At 60.0% G+C, this 15974-nt stretch carries 17 protein-coding genes; 2 read left to right on the top strand and 15 right to left on the bottom strand.

Going from position 1 to position 15974, the window contains the following annotated elements; all coding sequences use genetic code 11:
- The 9 genes from GIW02_RS25365 to GIW02_RS25325 form a co-directional block, all read right to left on the bottom strand.
- A partial coding sequence (locus tag GIW02_RS25365) for a biotin carboxylase N-terminal domain-containing protein (RefSeq protein ID WP_456362091.1) occupies positions 1 to 141 on the bottom strand: 141 nt, incomplete at its 3' end.
- A 17-nt stretch (positions 142 to 158) separates the two neighbouring features.
- On the bottom strand, positions 159 to 581 hold the full coding sequence (gene accB, locus GIW02_RS25360; RefSeq protein WP_236417458.1) for an acetyl-CoA carboxylase biotin carboxyl carrier protein: 423 nt from the start codon (positions 579 to 581) through the stop codon (positions 159 to 161).
- 47 nt (positions 582 to 628) lie between these two features.
- Positions 629 to 1975 carry an MFS transporter gene (locus tag GIW02_RS25355; RefSeq protein WP_236417461.1) on the bottom strand — a complete coding sequence of 449 codons (1347 nt, stop codon included), beginning with the start codon at positions 1973 to 1975 and terminating at the stop codon, positions 629 to 631.
- A gap of 240 nt (positions 1976 to 2215) precedes the next feature.
- Positions 2216 to 2986, bottom strand: a complete 771-nt coding sequence (locus GIW02_RS25350; RefSeq protein ID WP_101268600.1) for a LamB/YcsF family protein — start codon at positions 2984 to 2986, stop codon at positions 2216 to 2218.
- Positions 2979 to 3920: a 5-oxoprolinase subunit C family protein gene (locus GIW02_RS25345; protein WP_236417463.1), complete on the bottom strand. Its 942-nt coding sequence runs from the start codon at positions 3918 to 3920 to the stop codon at positions 2979 to 2981. The genes GIW02_RS25350 and GIW02_RS25345 overlap by 8 nt, the downstream gene beginning before the upstream one ends.
- Positions 3917 to 4696, bottom strand: a complete 780-nt coding sequence (locus tag GIW02_RS25340; RefSeq protein WP_236417465.1) for a 5-oxoprolinase subunit B family protein — start codon at positions 4694 to 4696, stop codon at positions 3917 to 3919. Before GIW02_RS25340 ends, GIW02_RS25345 begins: the two co-directional genes overlap by 4 nt.
- A gap of 160 nt (positions 4697 to 4856) precedes the next feature.
- Positions 4857 to 5282, bottom strand: coding sequence for a VOC family protein (locus GIW02_RS25335; protein ID WP_236417467.1), 426 nt, complete (start codon positions 5280 to 5282; stop codon positions 4857 to 4859).
- A 228-nt stretch (positions 5283 to 5510) separates the two neighbouring features.
- Positions 5511 to 6374 (bottom strand): LysR family transcriptional regulator, encoded by an 864-nt coding sequence (locus GIW02_RS25330; RefSeq protein ID WP_101268606.1) that lies wholly within the window; start codon positions 6372 to 6374, stop codon positions 5511 to 5513.
- Positions 6371 to 7306, bottom strand: a complete 936-nt coding sequence (locus GIW02_RS25325; protein ID WP_236417477.1) for a LysR family transcriptional regulator — start codon at positions 7304 to 7306, stop codon at positions 6371 to 6373. Before GIW02_RS25325 ends, GIW02_RS25330 begins: the two co-directional genes overlap by 4 nt.
- A 102-nt stretch (positions 7307 to 7408) precedes the next feature.
- On the opposite strand from GIW02_RS25325, the gene GIW02_RS25320 reads away from it, so the two are divergent.
- Together GIW02_RS25320 and GIW02_RS25315 are read left to right on the top strand one after the other, a co-directional pair.
- On the top strand, positions 7409 to 8506 hold the full coding sequence (locus GIW02_RS25320) for an NADH:flavin oxidoreductase (RefSeq protein ID WP_236417479.1): 1098 nt from the start codon (positions 7409 to 7411) through the stop codon (positions 8504 to 8506).
- Between the two features lie 84 nt (positions 8507 to 8590).
- Positions 8591 to 9412, top strand: a complete 822-nt coding sequence (locus tag GIW02_RS25315; RefSeq protein ID WP_236417489.1) for a DeoR/GlpR family DNA-binding transcription regulator — start codon at positions 8591 to 8593, stop codon at positions 9410 to 9412.
- Here the strand turns inward: GIW02_RS25315 and GIW02_RS25310 are convergent.
- The 6 genes from GIW02_RS25310 to ltnD all read right to left on the bottom strand — a co-directional run bounded on the left by GIW02_RS25310 (position 9409) and on the right by ltnD (position 15840).
- Positions 9409 to 10479 (bottom strand): alpha/beta fold hydrolase, encoded by a 1071-nt coding sequence (locus GIW02_RS25310; RefSeq protein ID WP_236417491.1) that lies wholly within the window; start codon positions 10477 to 10479, stop codon positions 9409 to 9411. The genes GIW02_RS25315 and GIW02_RS25310 overlap by 4 nt on opposite strands.
- Positions 10480 to 10544: 65 nt before the next feature.
- Entirely contained in the window at positions 10545 to 11327 is a 783-nt protein-coding gene (gene otnI / locus GIW02_RS25305; protein WP_236417493.1) for a 2-oxo-tetronate isomerase, read from the bottom strand.
- A 22-nt stretch (positions 11328 to 11349) separates the two neighbouring features.
- Positions 11350 to 12810 carry a GntT/GntP/DsdX family permease gene (locus GIW02_RS25300; protein ID WP_236417510.1) on the bottom strand — a complete coding sequence of 487 codons (1461 nt, stop codon included), beginning with the start codon at positions 12808 to 12810 and terminating at the stop codon, positions 11350 to 11352.
- Between the two features lie 132 nt (positions 12811 to 12942).
- Positions 12943 to 13581 (bottom strand): 3-oxo-tetronate 4-phosphate decarboxylase, encoded by a 639-nt coding sequence (gene otnC / locus GIW02_RS25295; RefSeq protein WP_236417512.1) that lies wholly within the window; start codon positions 13579 to 13581, stop codon positions 12943 to 12945.
- On the bottom strand, positions 13578 to 14870 hold the full coding sequence (otnK, locus tag GIW02_RS25290) for a 3-oxo-tetronate kinase (protein WP_236417514.1): 1293 nt from the start codon (positions 14868 to 14870) through the stop codon (positions 13578 to 13580). Before otnK ends, otnC begins: the two co-directional genes overlap by 4 nt.
- Before the next feature lie 10 nt (positions 14871 to 14880).
- On the bottom strand, positions 14881 to 15840 hold the full coding sequence (gene ltnD, locus GIW02_RS25285; RefSeq protein ID WP_268935271.1) for an L-threonate dehydrogenase: 960 nt from the start codon (positions 15838 to 15840) through the stop codon (positions 14881 to 14883).
- Positions 15841 to 15974: the final 134 nt, after the last annotated feature.

Raw genomic sequence — 15974 nt, 5'->3', positions numbered from 1 at the left:
CACGTGCATCAATTCGGTATCGGCCGTCGAGTAAACAGCGACGGTCTTGATGCCCAGTTCTTTACAGGCGCGTACGATACGCAAGGCAATTTCGCCACGGTTGGCGATCACTACTTTTTGCAGTTTTGCGACTTCACTCATTCTGACCTCCGCGTCGCTCAAACAATGTTGAACATGGGCTGGTCGTATTCAACGGGCTGACCGTCTTCGACCATGATTGCCTCAATGACCCCACTGCAGGTTGCCTCCACGGTGTTCATCATTTTCATGGCTTCCACGATGCACAAGACATCGCCCTTTGCCACTGATTGGCCAATCTCAACGAACGCTGCTGAAGTCGCGGATGCCTTTCGGTAGAACACGCCCACCATCGGTGCCGAGATAACCGTCCCGACGGGTTTAGGCTTGACCGGAGCCTGCTGCGGTTCGGCCATCTGTGGAGCGTCCACCGCGGGGATGTGAGCGGCGGGTTTACTGTCTCGACGAAGGCGGACCCGATTGTTGCCTTCTTTGAAATCGATCTCCGCCAGGCCCGAGCCTTCGATCAACTTGACCAGTTCTTTTACTTTTTCAATGTCCATGCTGCTGCAACCTTACGTTTAGATTAGAGGCTTAACGTCGCGTCGAACTATCTAAGGAGGTTGCCCTTGGACGTTTCACGCAGCGTGAGAATCGCTAACAAGGCACACACCGCAGCACCCGCCATGAAATAGCCCGGTACCAGTAAATTGCCGGTCTTGGTGATAATCGAGGTGACCACGTAGGGGGTGATCCCACCGCCCAGGATGGCGCCCAGGTTGATGCTGATCGCCATGGCCGTGTAGCGCACACGTGTCGGAAATTGCTCGGCGTAAGTGGGGTAGCCCACCGATTGCACGATTGGCATGGGCAAGGTGGCGACAAACATCGCCAGTGCGGCGATCCAGAGGCTACCGCTGTCCATCAGGATCATCATCGGAATCACCAGAGTGGCGTAACCCAGGAAGCCGATGCTCAGCGCCTTCCGGCGACCGATACGGTCTGACAAGCCACCCCAGAAGGGCATCATCGCCGCCATGCACAGGCTGATCACTGCAATCACCCAATAGACTTTGGATTTGTCGAAATGCAGGTAGGTGGTCAGGTAGATGTTCATGAACACCATCCCGATGAAGTAACCCGCATTCTGCGCAGACGCGAAGACGATGACGCGCAGCAGTGCCGGCAGGTTTTTGCTGAACACCTCTTTGACCGGCGCTACCGGCGGCTTTTCCTTCTCCAGGAAGGCTTTGAACTCCGGTGTTTCTTCTACGTTATGCCGCATATAAAAAGAGAACATAACCAGCGGGATGGACAGGAAAAACGGGATACGCCAGCCCCAAGCTTGCAATTGCTCGGCACTGAGCAGCCCGGTGGTGATACCGCAGACGATCGCCCCGGTTGCGCCACCCACGGCAACGCCCAGCGGTGTGAATGAACCGAAGAACCCGCGTCGGCCGTTTGGCGAAGATTCCGCTACAAATGCCGCAGCGCCTACCACTTCACCGCCGGCGAAGAAACCCTGGGACAGTCGCAACAACACCAGCAGGATAGGGGCTGCGAGGCCTATCTGGGCAGTGGTGGGCAACACGCCAATGAGGGCGGTGGCGGTGCCCATACCGATCACGGTGCTGAGCAGCACTCGACGTCGCCCGATGCGATCGGCAAGGCGGCCGAGCAGCACTCCGCCGATCGGGCGAATGACAAAGGCAATGCCGAATACCGCCAACGTGGCGAGGAGGGCGGCGGCGGGGTTGTCCCCGGGAAAGAACAGTGGGGCGATGATGGTCGCCATATACCCGTAGATACTGAACTCATAGTATTCAACGGCGGTGCCGGTGGCCGAAGCCATGGCCGCGCGCTTGGCAATTACGGCCGACTGCGTTGTGCCGCCGGTGGCGTGTGCCTCGACGTCGATGTGCGGCGAGTGCGTATTTTCAGAGAGAACACGAGACATAAATACCTTCCACTCTGGCCAATGGCCAAAAGAGTTAAGTGGCAGAGGGGCCTGCCTTGAAAGTGACGTACTGAAAACCGACAGTGCACAGTTCATCCGGGCATTCAGGCGCCCAGACGCATCCGTCATTGACTATTCAGCTCTCAGACGAGGTTTTAAGCTCGGCAGTTAAAACGAGGGGTTTGATTCACGAGGCATGGTTGTTTCCTTTTTATTATGGGTAAACGTTATGGGTGTCACTCAAATACGCGTACGCGCGGGCTTTTGAATGGTGATGCCTTCCTTGAGCAGGGCTTGCCTGATGGCACTGGCAAACGCTGCAGCGCCGGGCTGGTCGCCGTGCAGGCAAAGTGTGTGTGCCGTCACCGGTACCCAGGTCCCTTGGGTGGTGCGCACTTCGCCTAAATGCAGCATGTTCATGACCTGATCGATGGCCTCATGGAGGTTTTCGATCATTGCGCCAGGCTGGTTGCGTGGCGTCAGTGTGCCGTCCTCCTGGTAGCTGCGATCGGCAAACACTTCCTGTGCCACGGTCAAGCCACAGGCTTGGGCGGCGGTGACCAAGGCGCTTCCCGACAAGCCGAAAAGAATCAGGCTCGGATCAATGTCTTTTACTGCCCGGCAAATCGCATCGGCAGTGGGGCGGTGCACCGCCGCGAAGTTGTAAAGCGCACCATGGGGTTTGACGTGGCGCAGTTCGACCTTGGCCGCTTTGGTAAAGCCCAGCAACGCACCGACTTGGTAAACGATGAGTTCGTACACTTCATCCTCGGACAGCGTCATCATTCGGCGACCGAAACCTTGCAGGTCGTCAAAGCCAGGATGGGCACCGATTGCCACACCCAACTGTGCTGCCAGCGCCACGGTTGAGCGCATGGAACGCGAATCCCCGGCGTGAAAGCCGCAGGCGATATTGGCTGAGGTGAGGTGTGGAAGAATCGCCGCATCGTCGCCTGCGCGATAAATGCTGAAACCTTCGCCAAGGTCGCTGTTGAAGTCTATTTCAGGCATTAAAGGCCTCCATCGCTTTGAGCGTGCGAGCGCGGGTGAGCAGCAATGCTTCGGCGGCGCTCAAATCTATAAGAGAGAATCGCAACTTGTCGCCCGGCAGTAACTGCGCGAGCCGTGGCAGATCGACACTGGCTACTTGGGCGATACGTGGATATCCGCCGGTTGTTTGTCGGTCAGCCATCAAGATCAGCGGCTTGCCGCTGGGAGGCACTTGGACGGTGCCGAACGCGACACTTTCCGATAACAGTTCTTTGGGCGAAGACAACGCCAGCGGTGTGCCATCGAGTCGGTAGCCCATACGGTCCGAGTCACCGCTCAGGGTGTAGTCATGGTTCAAGAAGTGCGCTTGGGACTCGGCGGAGAAGTCCTTCCATTCTCGCCCCGCGATCACTCTGATCGGTTCGCAGACGACCGCTTCATAAAGCCCAAAGTTGGAGCGGGGGCTTAGGCGAGGCGGGTTGGCAAACGATGAGCAGATAGGGATCATATCCCCGGCTTGCAGCGCACGGCCGCGCAGCCCGCCGAACCCGCCCCGGGAGTACGTGCTGGTGCTGTTCATCAACGGTTGCAGCAAAAAGCCGCCAGCTACCGCGAGGTAACCGCGGGCACCCTTTCGCCGTTTGCCGAAACTCAAGGTGCTGCCTGGAGACACCAGGGCAGCTACGCCGGGCTTGAGCGGAATCGCATCCAGCTCGGCGCCGAGGTCCGCGCCGGCGAGCGCAATCACGGCTTTGGCCTGAAAGTGCAGCGTCGGGCCCTGGAGGGTCATTTCCAACGTGCTGAAGGTACGAGGATTGCCGACCAGCAGGTTGCAGAGGGCATGCGCATCCTCATCCATCACGCCGGTCACGGGGACGCCCCAATGCTGGAAACCATGCCGTCCGGTGTCCTGGAAGGCAGAGAGCATGCCGGGTTTGATTACCTTGATGGTCACTTCGCGTTCTCCCGAGCCAACAGGTCAAACTCATGGCGGGTAATGGGTACGAATCGAATCCGGTCGCCGCCCTGTAAACGACACGGCGGCTCACTCAAGGGGGAAAACATCGGCAGCGGTGTACGCCCTATGAGGTTCCAACCGCCGGGGAGGTCAGCCGGGTAAATCACGCTTTGTCGGTTGGCGATGCCGATGCTGCCTTGCTTGACCAGCGTGCGCGGTGTGGCGCGACGCGGCAGCGACAGAGCGTTGTCGTGCATGCCTATGTAGGGATGGCCTGGCGCGAAACCGACCATCAATACATCCAGCCAGTCGGCCGAGTGAGCGGCGATGACCTCGTTGGTGGTCAGGCCGCTGGCCTGCGCGATATCTTCAAGGTCCGGGGCATATTCCGGGTCGTAGCACACGGGGATGTCGAGGCGAGCGCCGGTCGTTGCGGCAGCACTGTGCGAATCCTTGAGACGCTCGGTCACAAGTGTGCAGATCGATTCGTAAGGCGACACACCGGGGAAAAGGCTGGCAATTGACTCGGGAGAGTAATGAACGCCGACGGTCACCATCGCAGAGACAACATCCGTGACGCCTGGCAGCTTGCCTTGAGCAGCCAGTGTGCGTAATTGACTGCCGACCGAGGCGGCCTGGCGGTTGAGGTCGATGGAAAATACGCTGCCAAATATCAGGATCACGCAGCGATCACCGCAGGGCTCGAACTGCCATTCAGCGGGTGAAAGAGGCGCTCCTGGCGGCTCATCCAAAATGCGACTGAGGTCGGACATAGTGTTCTCTATCCTCATGCGGCAGGCTAAGCATCGGCCAGGCGCGTGCAGCGAGACAGAGAAAGCACAAGCTTTCACAGGTATCCGGCGCAACACAGCAAGGCTTCACGGCTTGGGAGTGCGCCGTCGCTCTAATGGCGACGGTCGCTTGAACAACAGATTACTTGGCGAACAGCTGGCTCATATCCTTGAACGCCTTGAACTCCAGCGCGTTGCCGCACGGGTCGAACAGGAACATGGTGGCTTGCTCGCCGACCTGGCCTTTAAAGCGAATGTAGGGTTCGATCACAAACTTGGTGGCACGCGCTTTCAAGCGCTCGGCCAGGGCTTCCCATTGTGCCCACTCCAGGATGATGCCGAAGTGCGGAACCGGTACGTTGTGGCCGTCTACCGGGTTGCTGTGCACGCTTTCCTGCGAAGCAGTTTTTGGGTGCTCATGGATGACCAGTTGATGGCCGTAGAAATCGAAGTCTACCCATTGGTCGCTCGAGCGACCTTCGGAAAGACCGAACACCTCACCGTAGAAGTGACGTGTGGCGGCCAGATCGTAGACGGGAATTGCCAGATGGAAAGGGGAGAGGCTCACGGTGGTTTCCTATTGATTTGTTTTGATCTGAATCAATTCTTATCCGGAAACACGGTGGGGAAAAGCGCAAATTCTGTGTCCTGAGCACGAATAATTTCGATGAGTAAATCGGTAACACAGGCTTTTGCACCATTGTTGTTCGTGCTGCACCACGATGGTTCGTACAAACGCTGAAACGCTAGCTGTGCCGCGATTGATTTTCTATCGCCCCTATGCATTCGAAAGGCATCACACCGCGTCAAGAACGCAGGTCCGGAAAATGTTGAACAGGGGCGAATGTTTTTGCCGGTATTTCGAGACCAGTACGATCTCCCTGAAAAACGTCAGCTTGCGCAACTCCAGGACCCTGACATCCTCCGCATGTTCAAGCCAAAGACCCGCCTTGGGTACCAGCGAAACGCCGAGCCCGCTGCGTACCATTTTGACAATGGCATCCAGTTCATCCAGCTCCAGTGCCTGCTGCACGTGGATTTTTTGCTGCTTGAGAAACTGGGTGACCAGCCGCCCGCCAAACGAGCCTCGGTCATACCGCACGAAGGGTTGTTCCGCCAGAATCGCCAGTGGGTCGTCACCCACTACCTCTTTGGACGTGATCAATACGAACGCCTCGCGCGCGATGACTTCGGCATGCAGGTCCTTGGGTAGGGAAAACGGCGGTCTGATCATGATGGCCAAGTCCAACTCGCCGGCGTCCACTTGGCTGAGCAGGTTCAAAGACACACCCGGCACAAGGTTGGTTTCGATGAAAGGCGCCTGTGACTTCAAAGCCACCAGCGCCTGCGGCAGGATCCCGGTCTGAACCGTGCCGATCGCGCCGATTCGCAGTGCTCCGTGGAAGTCATTACCGCTGTCTGCGGCACCCATCCGAGCGAAAAGCCGCAGGATTTCCTCGGCCAGGGGAATGGCACGTTGACCGGCTGAATTGAGCGTCGCTGAGCGTCCGGTACGATCAAACAGTTTGACCCCCAAGCTGTCCTCAAGGCTTTTGATCTGGGCGCTGACGGCCGACTGCGTCAGCCCAACCTGCTGGCCAGCCGCTGCGAACGTGCCCCGCTGCGTAACGCAGATAAATGTCTTCAACTCTCTGATCATGTTGCACCTGGATTCGTGATGGGGTGTTGGCGCAGAAGGTGGTCTGGTTCGCTGTGAGTATTGTTGAGTACTTTTTCCAGGTGCTCAACGAACACGCGCACTCTGTGCGGAACATGGTGACGCGTCGGCAGCACCGCCGTGATCGACAGTTGCTCGGGCAGTACATCCTCAAGGTTCACCCTTACGAGGGAGCCTTCTGCAAGCTCGTTGCGGATATCCCAGTAGGTCAGCATGGCCAGGCCCAGACCTTGTTTGCTTGCAGTGCGCACCGCCTCGACACTGTTGGCGGAAAACGCGCCCTGAGCGCGAATGGCCACAGCGTTATCGCCGTGGGTGAACGGCCAGTAGGGCATGCTATGCAACGCGATGCACTGATGTTGATTGAGGTCATCCAGCACCGTCGGTGTGCCCCATTGCGTCAGGTAGTCCGGGCTTGCGCAGACTACACGCGGGTTTGGTGCCAGGGGTGTGGCCACCAACGTTGAGTCGCGCAGTGTGGCGATGCGAATGGCTACATCAATGCCGAGCCCGGCGATGTCGATGATGCTATCCGATAACGTCAGGTCGACCTTGAGGGTCGGGTTGGCAGCCAGCAACGCTGGGAGCAACGGCATGATGACGGTTTGGCCAAAGACGCTGGGGGCGGTAACCCTCAATGTGCCGCTGGCACTGCCCGCACTGGTTTTCAACGTGGTACGCGCGGCTTCATTGGCCTCGAGTATGGTCTTTGCGTAAGGCAGGTACATTTCGCCTTCCGGCGTGAGTGCGACGGAGCGTGTGGTGCGGTGTATCAGGCGCACTCCCAGCTCTTTTTCCAGGGCCGCCAGACGCCGTGAGACGGTCATCGCCGACAACCCAAGCCGCCGCGCGGCCTCGGACAAACTGTTGCTGATGGCGACGTTGGCGAACACCTCTATCTCGGGAATCTGCATGGCTATAACCGTTTGCGTTAAGGCGCCTTATTGCAAGCGTGCGCTTCTAATGGGCGATTGCCGCGCTTATCGTCGTGGCTGGCGACTAATTGAGGGCAAATCATGACAGCACTAAACTCGCGCATTGTAACTCCATTCGATATGGGCGCTCTTAAACTGAAAAACCGCATGGCGCTTGCACCCATGACACGCGTCAGTGCGAGCGAGAGCGGCAATGCCACACCTGCAATGGCCCGGTATTACGAGCGTTTTGCCCGTGGCGGTTTTGGCTTGGTCATCACGGAAGGGATCTACACCGATCGGCAGTATGCCCAGGGCTACCTGAACCAGCCCGGTATCAGCGACAGCGAACAGGCGCTGGCCTGGCGCGAGGTAGTCGAGGCGATTCATCGCCATGAGAGCGCTGCAGTCGCGCAGATTATGCACGCCGGTGCATTGAGCCAGGCGAACCGGTTTGTCGATCACTCGGCCGGCCCTTCGGCGATTCGCCCGAAAGGCGAACAGATGAAGTTTTATTATGGCGAGGGTGCATACCGAGTGCCCCAGGCCATGAGCGATGAAGCTATCGCGGATGCCATCGAGGGGTTTGCCCAGGCCGCGAAGCGGGCTGTTGGCATCGCGGGTTTTGACGGCGTTGAGATCCATGGTGCCAACGGCTACTTGCTGGATCAGTTCATGACGGACTACTCCAATCAACGCGAAGATCGATGGGGCGGTGATGTGCGCCAGCGCTTGAGCTTGACGCTTGAGGTAATCGGCGCGGTGAAAAAGGCGGTTCGGCAGTCGCCAGTGGGTGTGCGTATTTCCCAGGGCAAGGTCAATGACTTCAGGCATAAATGGGCTGGCGGGGAGCATGACGCGCAGATTATTTTCGGCAGTTTGGCTGACGCCGGGGTCGACTTTATCCACGTGACCGAGCATGAGGCGTGGCAGCCGGCATTTATCGGCAACGAGGCCAGCCTGGTGACGCTCGCGCGCCGCTATGCGCCGGATGTCACGTTGATTGCCAACGGCGGCGTGCAGGATGCGCAGCGTGCTGAGCAAACCCTGCAGGACGGGGCCGATATCGTCGCGCTAGGTAAGGCTGCGTTGGCCAATCCGGACTGGGTACAGCGGTTGCTTGAGGCCCGTGCGCTGCAACCCTTTGACCCCTCGCTCCTCGCGCCGATTGCGCATATCAAAGACAGCGAGTTGAAATAGGCGCAGTGAGTTACAGATCGGTGGGCGGATTCGCTACTATGTAGGCCAACCACCGCCACTCGATTCAAGCCTTTGGAGCACCGAATGCCAAGCCAGAAGGACATGGCCGCCGACAGCGGCGCGCCGATGATTCCTGAACAACGTCGCGAGTTGATCTTGCGCCAGTTGCGCAAACATCACGTGCTGAGTGTTCATCAGATAATGGAGATGTTCGACTGCTCGCACATGACGGTGCGCCGTGATATCGCGCTGCTTGAGCAGGAAGGCCTGGCGTATTCGGTGACGGGCGGCGTGCGCATTGCCAGCCAGCTTCACAGTGAGCCGAGTCATCAGGTCAAGGCCGTGGTCGAGTTGCCGCAGAAGCAAGCCATGGCCAAGCTCGCCGCTCGCCTTCTGGGTGCGGACATGACGGTTTATCTGGATGCGGGCACCAGCACGCTGGAGATCGTGCCCTATATCAAGTTGCTCAGTGGCATGACGGTGGTGACCAATGACTTCGGCGTGGTGCAGGCGTTGATGGATGCACCGCACGTGACGGTGATCCATACCGGTGGGCAGTTGGACCATTCCAATCATTCATGCGTGGGTGGCCTGGCGGTGGCGACACTGCGTCAGGTGGTGACGGACATCGCCTTTATCTCGACCAGCTCCTGGGACCTGCGACGCGGCATCACTACGCCGTCGGCGCTGAAGGTGGAAGTCAAGCAGGTGGCCATGCAGTCGGCGTCCCAAGTGGTGCTGGTGGCCAGTAGCTCCAAGTACGGCACGTTCAGCATGTACAAAATTGCCGGGCTGGAGCAGTTCGATGTGATCATCAGTGATGACGCGCTGGCGCCTGCGGCGGCGGATGGGATTCGCAAGCAAGGGGTCGAATTGATGTTGCCGTCCGACCCCCAGCCAGCCTAACGCGCCTTTTCCGTCTCTTGCATAAATTGCCCCAGCTCCTTGCTGTAAAACTTCGCCATGCTCGTGGTGCCATGGCCACGGGTGTCGGCACTGGCGGGGATGAGCAGCAGCCGGGCATGCTTGAGCGCTTTCATCGACGCTTCCAGTCGTCCGGTTTCCGGAGGGTTGCGCTCATCGTCCGCCGAGTTGATGACCAGCACCGGCGCCTGGATCTTGTTCAGGCCGAGGGCTGCGTTGTAGTCGGCGGAGGATTGCCATTGGTAGATAAAGTCATTGGCGTCGGCGGTTTGCGCGGCATTCAAGCGCTCATCCACCCATTTGTCGGCCAGCGCCCGGGTCGGCGCCGCCGCCTGATAGGCGAGGGTGCCGCCGCTTGTGCCAACGCTGAACATCGCGTTCGCCAGGCGCAGCGACGGCGGTTGCGCGCTGTAGTTACCGTTATTCCAGGCCGGGTCTTGCTTGATCGACTCGACCAACAAACGCCGCATCATCCAGTTGCGCGAGGACATCTCGGTGGGTTGGGAGGCCATGGGCACCAGCGCGTCCATCATCTGTGGCCACGTCTGGCCCCACATCCAGGTTTGCATACCGCCCATGGAGTTGCCGATGATCAGCCGCAGGTGCTTGATCCCAAGGCCTTCGGTCACTAACCGATATTGGGCTTGAACCAGGTCGGTGTAGTTGTACTCGGGAAACTTTGCGCGCAGGCCGTCGGAGGGTTTGCTGGACTGGCCCACGCCGATGCCGTCGGTGGAAATGATGTAGTACTTGTTGGCGTCCAGCGGTTGGCCTGGGCCAAACAGTTCGCCGCCAAAATCCTTGCTCAGCACGTCGCTGCCGGGCCGGTAAGTGCCGTGCAGGTAGAGGATGGCGGGGTTCTTGGGGTTGCCGAGGGTGATGTAGTGCAGTTTGAGGTTGGCGAGTTTTTCACCGGTGTGAAAGGTGAACTGCGGGACGATCCAATCGCCCTCGGTCGCAGCCGGTAACGACGCGGCGCCGACGGCGGAACTGAGCAACGCCAGGGACAACAACAGCCAGATCGCGGGGCGTGGACTGAGTCTATGCATGGGTAGGTCCTATTGTTTTTGTTTTAGGCGCCCGTGCGTACCAAGGCATGCACGGGCTTGATTACTTAACGCGCTTTCCAGTCCCGCAACCATTGCAGCCCGGCCGAGGTATCGCTTTTGGGGCGGTATTCGCAACCGACCCAGCCGTCGTAGCCCAACTCGTCAATCAGTTCGAACAGGTAGGGATAGTTCAATTCACCCAGGTTCGGTTCGTGTCGGTCGGGCACGCCGGCAATCTGAATATGGCCAATGCCGTTGATGTCGCGAAGCAGTTTTACCGCCAAATCACCCTCCACGATCTGGCAGTGATAGCAGTCAAATTGCACCTTCAAATTGCTTGCGCCGACCTCCTTGCAGATCGCGTGTGCCTGGTCCTGTCGGTTGAGGAAAAAACCCGGCATGTCGCGGGTGTTGATCGGCTCCAGCAACACCGTCACGCCAGCCTGATGGGCTTGGGCGGTCGCGTAAGCCAGGTTCTCCAGGTACACCGCGTGATGGCGCTCACGGTGTTGCTCCGAGGGCAGCAGGCCAGCCATCACGTGGATGCGGGTATTGCCCAGCACGGCGGCGTATTCCAGGGCACGGTCGAAGCCTGCGCGAAATTCGCTTTCGCGGCCCGGCAAGGTGGCGATGCCGCGTTCGCCCGCCGCCCAGTCGCCGGGCGGCGCGTTGAACAGGGCTTGGACCAGGCCGTTGTCGCTCAGGTGCTGTTTGAGTACCTGGGCGCTGTACTCGTAGGGGAACAGATACTCCACGGCCTCAAAACCATCGGCCGCAGCCGCTGCGAAGCGCTCCAGAAAAGCGTGTTCGGGGTAAAGCATGCTTAGGTTGGCAGCAAAGCGAGGCATGTGAACTCCTGAAGGTAAACGATCAGACAAAGGGCCAGATCAACAGGGTGATAAGGAAACCAAGCGTGCCGAGGAGGGTGGTGATCACCGTCCAGGTCCGCAGGCCGTCTGCCACGTTGAGACCGGCCAGCTTGGTGAAAATCCAGTAGCCGGCGTCATTGATGTGCGACATCGCCAGCCCGCCACCGCCCATGGCCAGGCACAACAGGGCCATGTGGTTGGGCGTCAGGTCAAGCGTGGCGATCAACGGGCTGATGATGCCTGCGGTGGTGACCAGAGCCACTGTGGTGGAGCCTTGCACGGCGCGCAGCAACATGGTCAGCAAAAAGCCCAGGGCCAGCACCGGCAGCCCGGTGGTACGCAGCAGGTCGGAGACCACCGCGCCGATGCCGGTATCCACCAGCACCTTGCCGAATACGCCACCGGCACCCGCAATCAGAATCACCATGGCCACACCCGGCAGCGCCGAGCCAATCACATCGGAGACCTGGGAACGGCTCCAGCCACGACGGGAACCGAGCAGCCAGGCACACAGCAAGGTGTCGAGCAGCAGCGCTACCAGGGGCGCACCGAGCACGGTCATGATGGCGCGCAGGGTGGATTCGACCGGCAGCAGTGACGTCGCCAGCGTACCTAGCAGAATCAACACGATCGGCAACAGGATCAAGCTGACGATCAGGCCGAAACCCGGCGCAGGGGCGGGCGGCAGCTTGGCCACGATACTGCTGGTGGATTCCTCCAGGCCCATGTGCGAGATGGCTTGCGCACCTTGTTGCGCGTCTTGGATCTTGCCGTCCTGCCACGCGCGCAGGTCGTCGTTGGTGACGTGCGGGCCGTAGACTTCGGCGCGGATATCATCGGACATCGGGTAGAAGCGGCGCGTCATGCGTCCTGCCACGCGATAGCCGACGTAGCAGAGGAACGCCGTCAGCGGCAGCCCGAACATCAGCACGCGGCCCAGGTCGGCACCCAGCTGGCTGGCGGCGGCGACCGCGCCTGGATGCGGTGGCAGAAATGCATGCACCGTGAGCAGCGCTGCGCACATCGGCAGCGCGAACATCAGCAACGGCTTGCGAGCACGACGAGCCACGCCGTAGGCCAGCGGCATGAGGATAATCACCCCCACTTCGAAGAACACCGGCACGCCGATAATGAAACCGGCAATCGTCAGGGCAAGGGGCGTGCGTCGATTACCGAAGCGTTCAATCAGCGTTTTGGCCAGCGCCTCGGCCCCGCCCGATAACTCAATGATGCGACCGATCATCGCGCCCAAGGCAATGATGATCGCAATGTGGCCGAGGGTCTTGCCCATGCCGCCCTCAATGGTGGCGACCAGATCGGCAGGTTTAACCCCTGCGACCAAGGCCACCATAATGCTGACCAACATCAGCGCCACAAATGGCTGGAATTTGTATTTGAGCACCAGGAACAGCAGCAAGGCGATGCCCAGGCCTGCGGTCGCCATGAGGATAAGCGGGCTCATGAGCGCGACCCTTCATGGACAACGCAGGAGCGTTTTTTGTGGCTGCAAACATCAACACGAAACTCGATAGTGGTCATGCTGGAAGGTCCTGTTGTTTTTATTGTTGAGGGTGTTGCAGGGGGAAATCGATGCCTACCAGTGGGCACCGAAGACGCTGTTAAGCTCGGCCAGGGCGGCGGCATCCAGTGGCGCCGGACGCGGGTTGCTCATCAGCCACAGGCGTGCGGTCTCTTCGAGTTCCTCGAGGGCGTAACTGGCTTTGGAGACTGAGCTTTCCCAAACCACCGGGCCGAGGCGTTCGAGCATCACGCCGCGGACGGTGTTGGCGAGGCGCGCGACCTGGTCCGCCACATCGGGCGCGCCGGGGCGTTGGTAGTTGATCAGCGGGATGTGTCCGACCTTCATCACCTGGTACGGCGTCAGCGGGGGCAGGATGTCATCCTGGCGCCAAACACCGGCAAGCGTCAGGGCCACCAAATGCGTGGAATGGGTATGCACCACGCCGCCGACGCCAGGGTTGCGATCGTAGACCTGGCGATGCAGGGCCAGGGTTTTTGATGGTTTGTCGCCAGAGACCCATTTGCCCGTGAGGTCGACCTTGGCGATCAACGCGGGGTCAAGGCGGCCCAGGCACGCATCTGTTGGCGTGATCAGCCAGCCGTCTTCCAGGCGCGCGCTGATGTTGCCGGCGCTGCCGACCGTGTACCCACGCTGATAAAGGCTGTGGCCGACGGTGCAGATCTCTTCGCGCAAGGCGTTTTCGTCGCTCACTGCGCACCTCCTGCCAGTTGCTTGAGTGCCTTGTCGAAAAAGTCCCTACCGCCGAAATTGCCCGACTTGAGGGCCAGCGCCAGCGGTTCGGCAGTGTTGCTGAGGGTCGCGGGAACACCGGGATCGATCTGCGCGCCAATCTGCAGCAGGCGCACACCCAGGGCGGTGACTACCGCGCCAGAGGTTTCACCGCCAGCGACCACGAAGCGTCTTACGCCGCCCTGGCGCAGGGCTTGTGCGATTTCACCCAGGGCGTTCTCTACCAATTCGCCGGCGCGCTCGGCGCCCAGTTGCTGTTGCACCGCCTTGAGTTCATCCGGCGGGCTGGTAGCGTAGATCAGTACGGTGTGGGGGTTGCTCAGGGCAAACGCCACGGCATCCGCCACCACCGGCTGACCCGCCGCCAGGGCTAGAGGGTCGATGCGCAACGCCGGTCGCCCGGCTTCGAGCCACGCGGCGACCTGACCGTTGGTGGCAATCGAGGCACTGCCTGCCAGCACCACCTCGCCACCGGGTACGGTAGTTAAGGAGGCTGGGTCGAAGTCGCGAAGTTTGCCAGCGCGGCGGAAGTTGGCGGGAAGGCCCAGGGCCAGGCCAGAGCCGCCGGTCAGCAGGGGCAAGTCACTGCAGGCGCTGCCGAGGGTGTATAGGTCTTGATCGCTGAGGGCATCCGCGATGGCCATGCCGACGCCTTGGGCCCGCAGCTCAGTAATCCGCTCGCGTACTTTTGGTACACCTTGGGCGATGGTGTCGTAGCGCAGCAGGCCGACCTTATGTGAGGTTTGTGATTGCAGCACACGGACCAGATTGGCGTCGGTCATGGCGGTCAGCGGATGGTGCTGCATGCCTGACTCATTGAGCAGTTGATCCTGCACAAACAAATGCCCGCGGAAAATGGTTCGGCCGTTTTCCGGAAATGCCGGGCAGGCCAGGGTGAAATCACTGTCGAGCGCCTTGAGCAAAGCCTCGCTGACCTGGCCGATATTGCCGGCTGCCGTCGAGTCGAAGGTGGAGCAGTACTTGAAGAAAATCTGCTCGCACCCTTGTGCGCGCAGCCATTCAAGGGCTGCCAGGGAGTCGGCTACCGCCTGCGCCGCCGGGACAGTACGCGACTTCAGCGCAATCACGATCGCATCGGCATCCAGCGTCGCAGCAACTTCGGCGCTGGGAATTCCGATGCTTTGCACAGTACGCATGCCGCCGCGCACCAGCATATTGGCCAGGTCGGTGGCCCCGGTGAAGTCATCGGCGATGCAGCCCAGCAGGGGGCGTGCTGAAGGTAGGCTCATGGGGGTGTCCTTATACGGGGTCAGTCTTGGCAGTCGGTAACTCGATGCCAGGGAAAATCTTGATCACTGCCGAATCGTCCTCGCGCCCGAACCCGGCACTGGAAGCCTGCATGAACATCTGGTGAGCGGTGGCCGACAACGGCAGCGGAAACTTGCTGGCCCGCGCGGTATCCAGCACCAGGCCCAGGTCCTTGACGAAAATGTCGACAGCCGACAGCGGCGTGTAATCGGCCTTGAGAATGTGCGGCACGCGGTTTTCGAACATCCACGAATTGCCCGCGCTGTGGGTGATCACTTCATACAGGGCGTCGGCCTCGACGCCTTCACGCAGGCCCAGCGCCATGGCTTCAGCGGCGGCGGCAATGTGTACGCCAGCCAGGAGTTGATTGATGATTTTCACTTTGGAGCCCAGGCCATGGGCGTCGCCGAGGCGATAGACCTTGCCGGCCATGCCCGCGAGCACGTCGTCAGCTTTTGCATAAGCCTCGGCTGGGCCGGAGGTCATCATGGTCATCTCACCGGCAGCCGCTTTGGCTGCGCCACCGGAGATCGGTGCGTCCAGGTACAACAGCCCTGCGTTGATCAACCGCTGGCCCAGGTCTACCGCGTAGGTAGGGGAGGCCGTCGCGCAACCGATCACCAGGCTGCCAGGGCGCAAGGCTGAGGCGGCGCCATGTTCACCAAACATGACCGTCTCGGTTTGTTCGGCATTGACCACGACGGTAATGATCACATCACACGCGGTCGCCATCTGCGCAGGGGAGTGGCAGGCAACGCCCCCTTCACTGGCGAACTGCTGCGTGACGGTTTCGCGCACATCACAGGCATGCACGTTGAAGCCGCTGCGCAACAGCGAGCGGGCAATACCCAGCCCCATCGCGCCTAAACCGATAACACCAACGTTTTTGTTATTCATGGAGGCTCCGTACAAAGGCTGCGGGTACGTGGGCGCCGCAGAGGCGCAGGCCATCGTCCAGGTACAGGGAAGGGGAGTGAAGCGTATTCGGGGAGTAGTCGATCATCGTTGCCATCCTGTTTTGTTTTTTTGTCAGGGTGTCATGCGGGTTGAATAGATAATCCACCAATGATCAGATTATGTGAAGT

Source organism: Pseudomonas syringae (assembly GCF_021606685.1).
GTDB classification, from domain to species: domain Bacteria; phylum Pseudomonadota; class Gammaproteobacteria; order Pseudomonadales; family Pseudomonadaceae; genus Aquipseudomonas; species Aquipseudomonas syringae_R.
This window is presented reverse-complemented; position numbering and strand designations above follow the sequence as displayed.

Bases quoted from the DNA above. Each gene is read 5' to 3' on its own strand.
- GIW02_RS25320 (WP_236417479.1), top strand. From the start codon at position 7,409: ATGACAGCACTAAACTCGCGCATTGTAACTCCATTCGATATGGGCGCT.
- otnK (WP_236417514.1), bottom strand. From the start codon at position 14,870: ATGAGCCTACCTTCAGCACGCCCCCTGCTGGGCTGCATCGCCGATGAC.
- GIW02_RS25310 (WP_236417491.1), bottom strand. From the start codon at position 10,479: ATGCATAGACTCAGTCCACGCCCCGCGATCTGGCTGTTGTTGTCCCTG.
- ltnD (WP_268935271.1), bottom strand. From the start codon at position 15,840: ATGGCCTGCGCCTCTGCGGCGCCCACGTACCCGCAGCCTTTGTACGGA.
- GIW02_RS25300 (WP_236417510.1), bottom strand. From the start codon at position 12,810: ATGAGCCCGCTTATCCTCATGGCGACCGCAGGCCTGGGCATCGCCTTG.
- GIW02_RS25325 (WP_236417477.1), bottom strand. From the start codon at position 7,306: ATGCAGATTCCCGAGATAGAGGTGTTCGCCAACGTCGCCATCAGCAAC.
- GIW02_RS25340 (WP_236417465.1), bottom strand. From the start codon at position 4,696: ATGTCCGACCTCAGTCGCATTTTGGATGAGCCGCCAGGAGCGCCTCTT.
- GIW02_RS25315 (WP_236417489.1), top strand. From the start codon at position 8,591: ATGCCAAGCCAGAAGGACATGGCCGCCGACAGCGGCGCGCCGATGATT.
- GIW02_RS25355 (WP_236417461.1), bottom strand. From the start codon at position 1,975: ATGTCTCGTGTTCTCTCTGAAAATACGCACTCGCCGCACATCGACGTC.
- accB (WP_236417458.1), bottom strand. From the start codon at position 581: ATGGACATTGAAAAAGTAAAAGAACTGGTCAAGTTGATCGAAGGCTCG.
- GIW02_RS25350 (WP_101268600.1), bottom strand. From the start codon at position 2,986: ATGCCTGAAATAGACTTCAACAGCGACCTTGGCGAAGGTTTCAGCATT.
- otnI (WP_236417493.1), bottom strand. From the start codon at position 11,327: ATGCCTCGCTTTGCTGCCAACCTAAGCATGCTTTACCCCGAACACGCT.
- GIW02_RS25330 (WP_101268606.1), bottom strand. From the start codon at position 6,374: ATGATCAGAGAGTTGAAGACATTTATCTGCGTTACGCAGCGGGGCACG.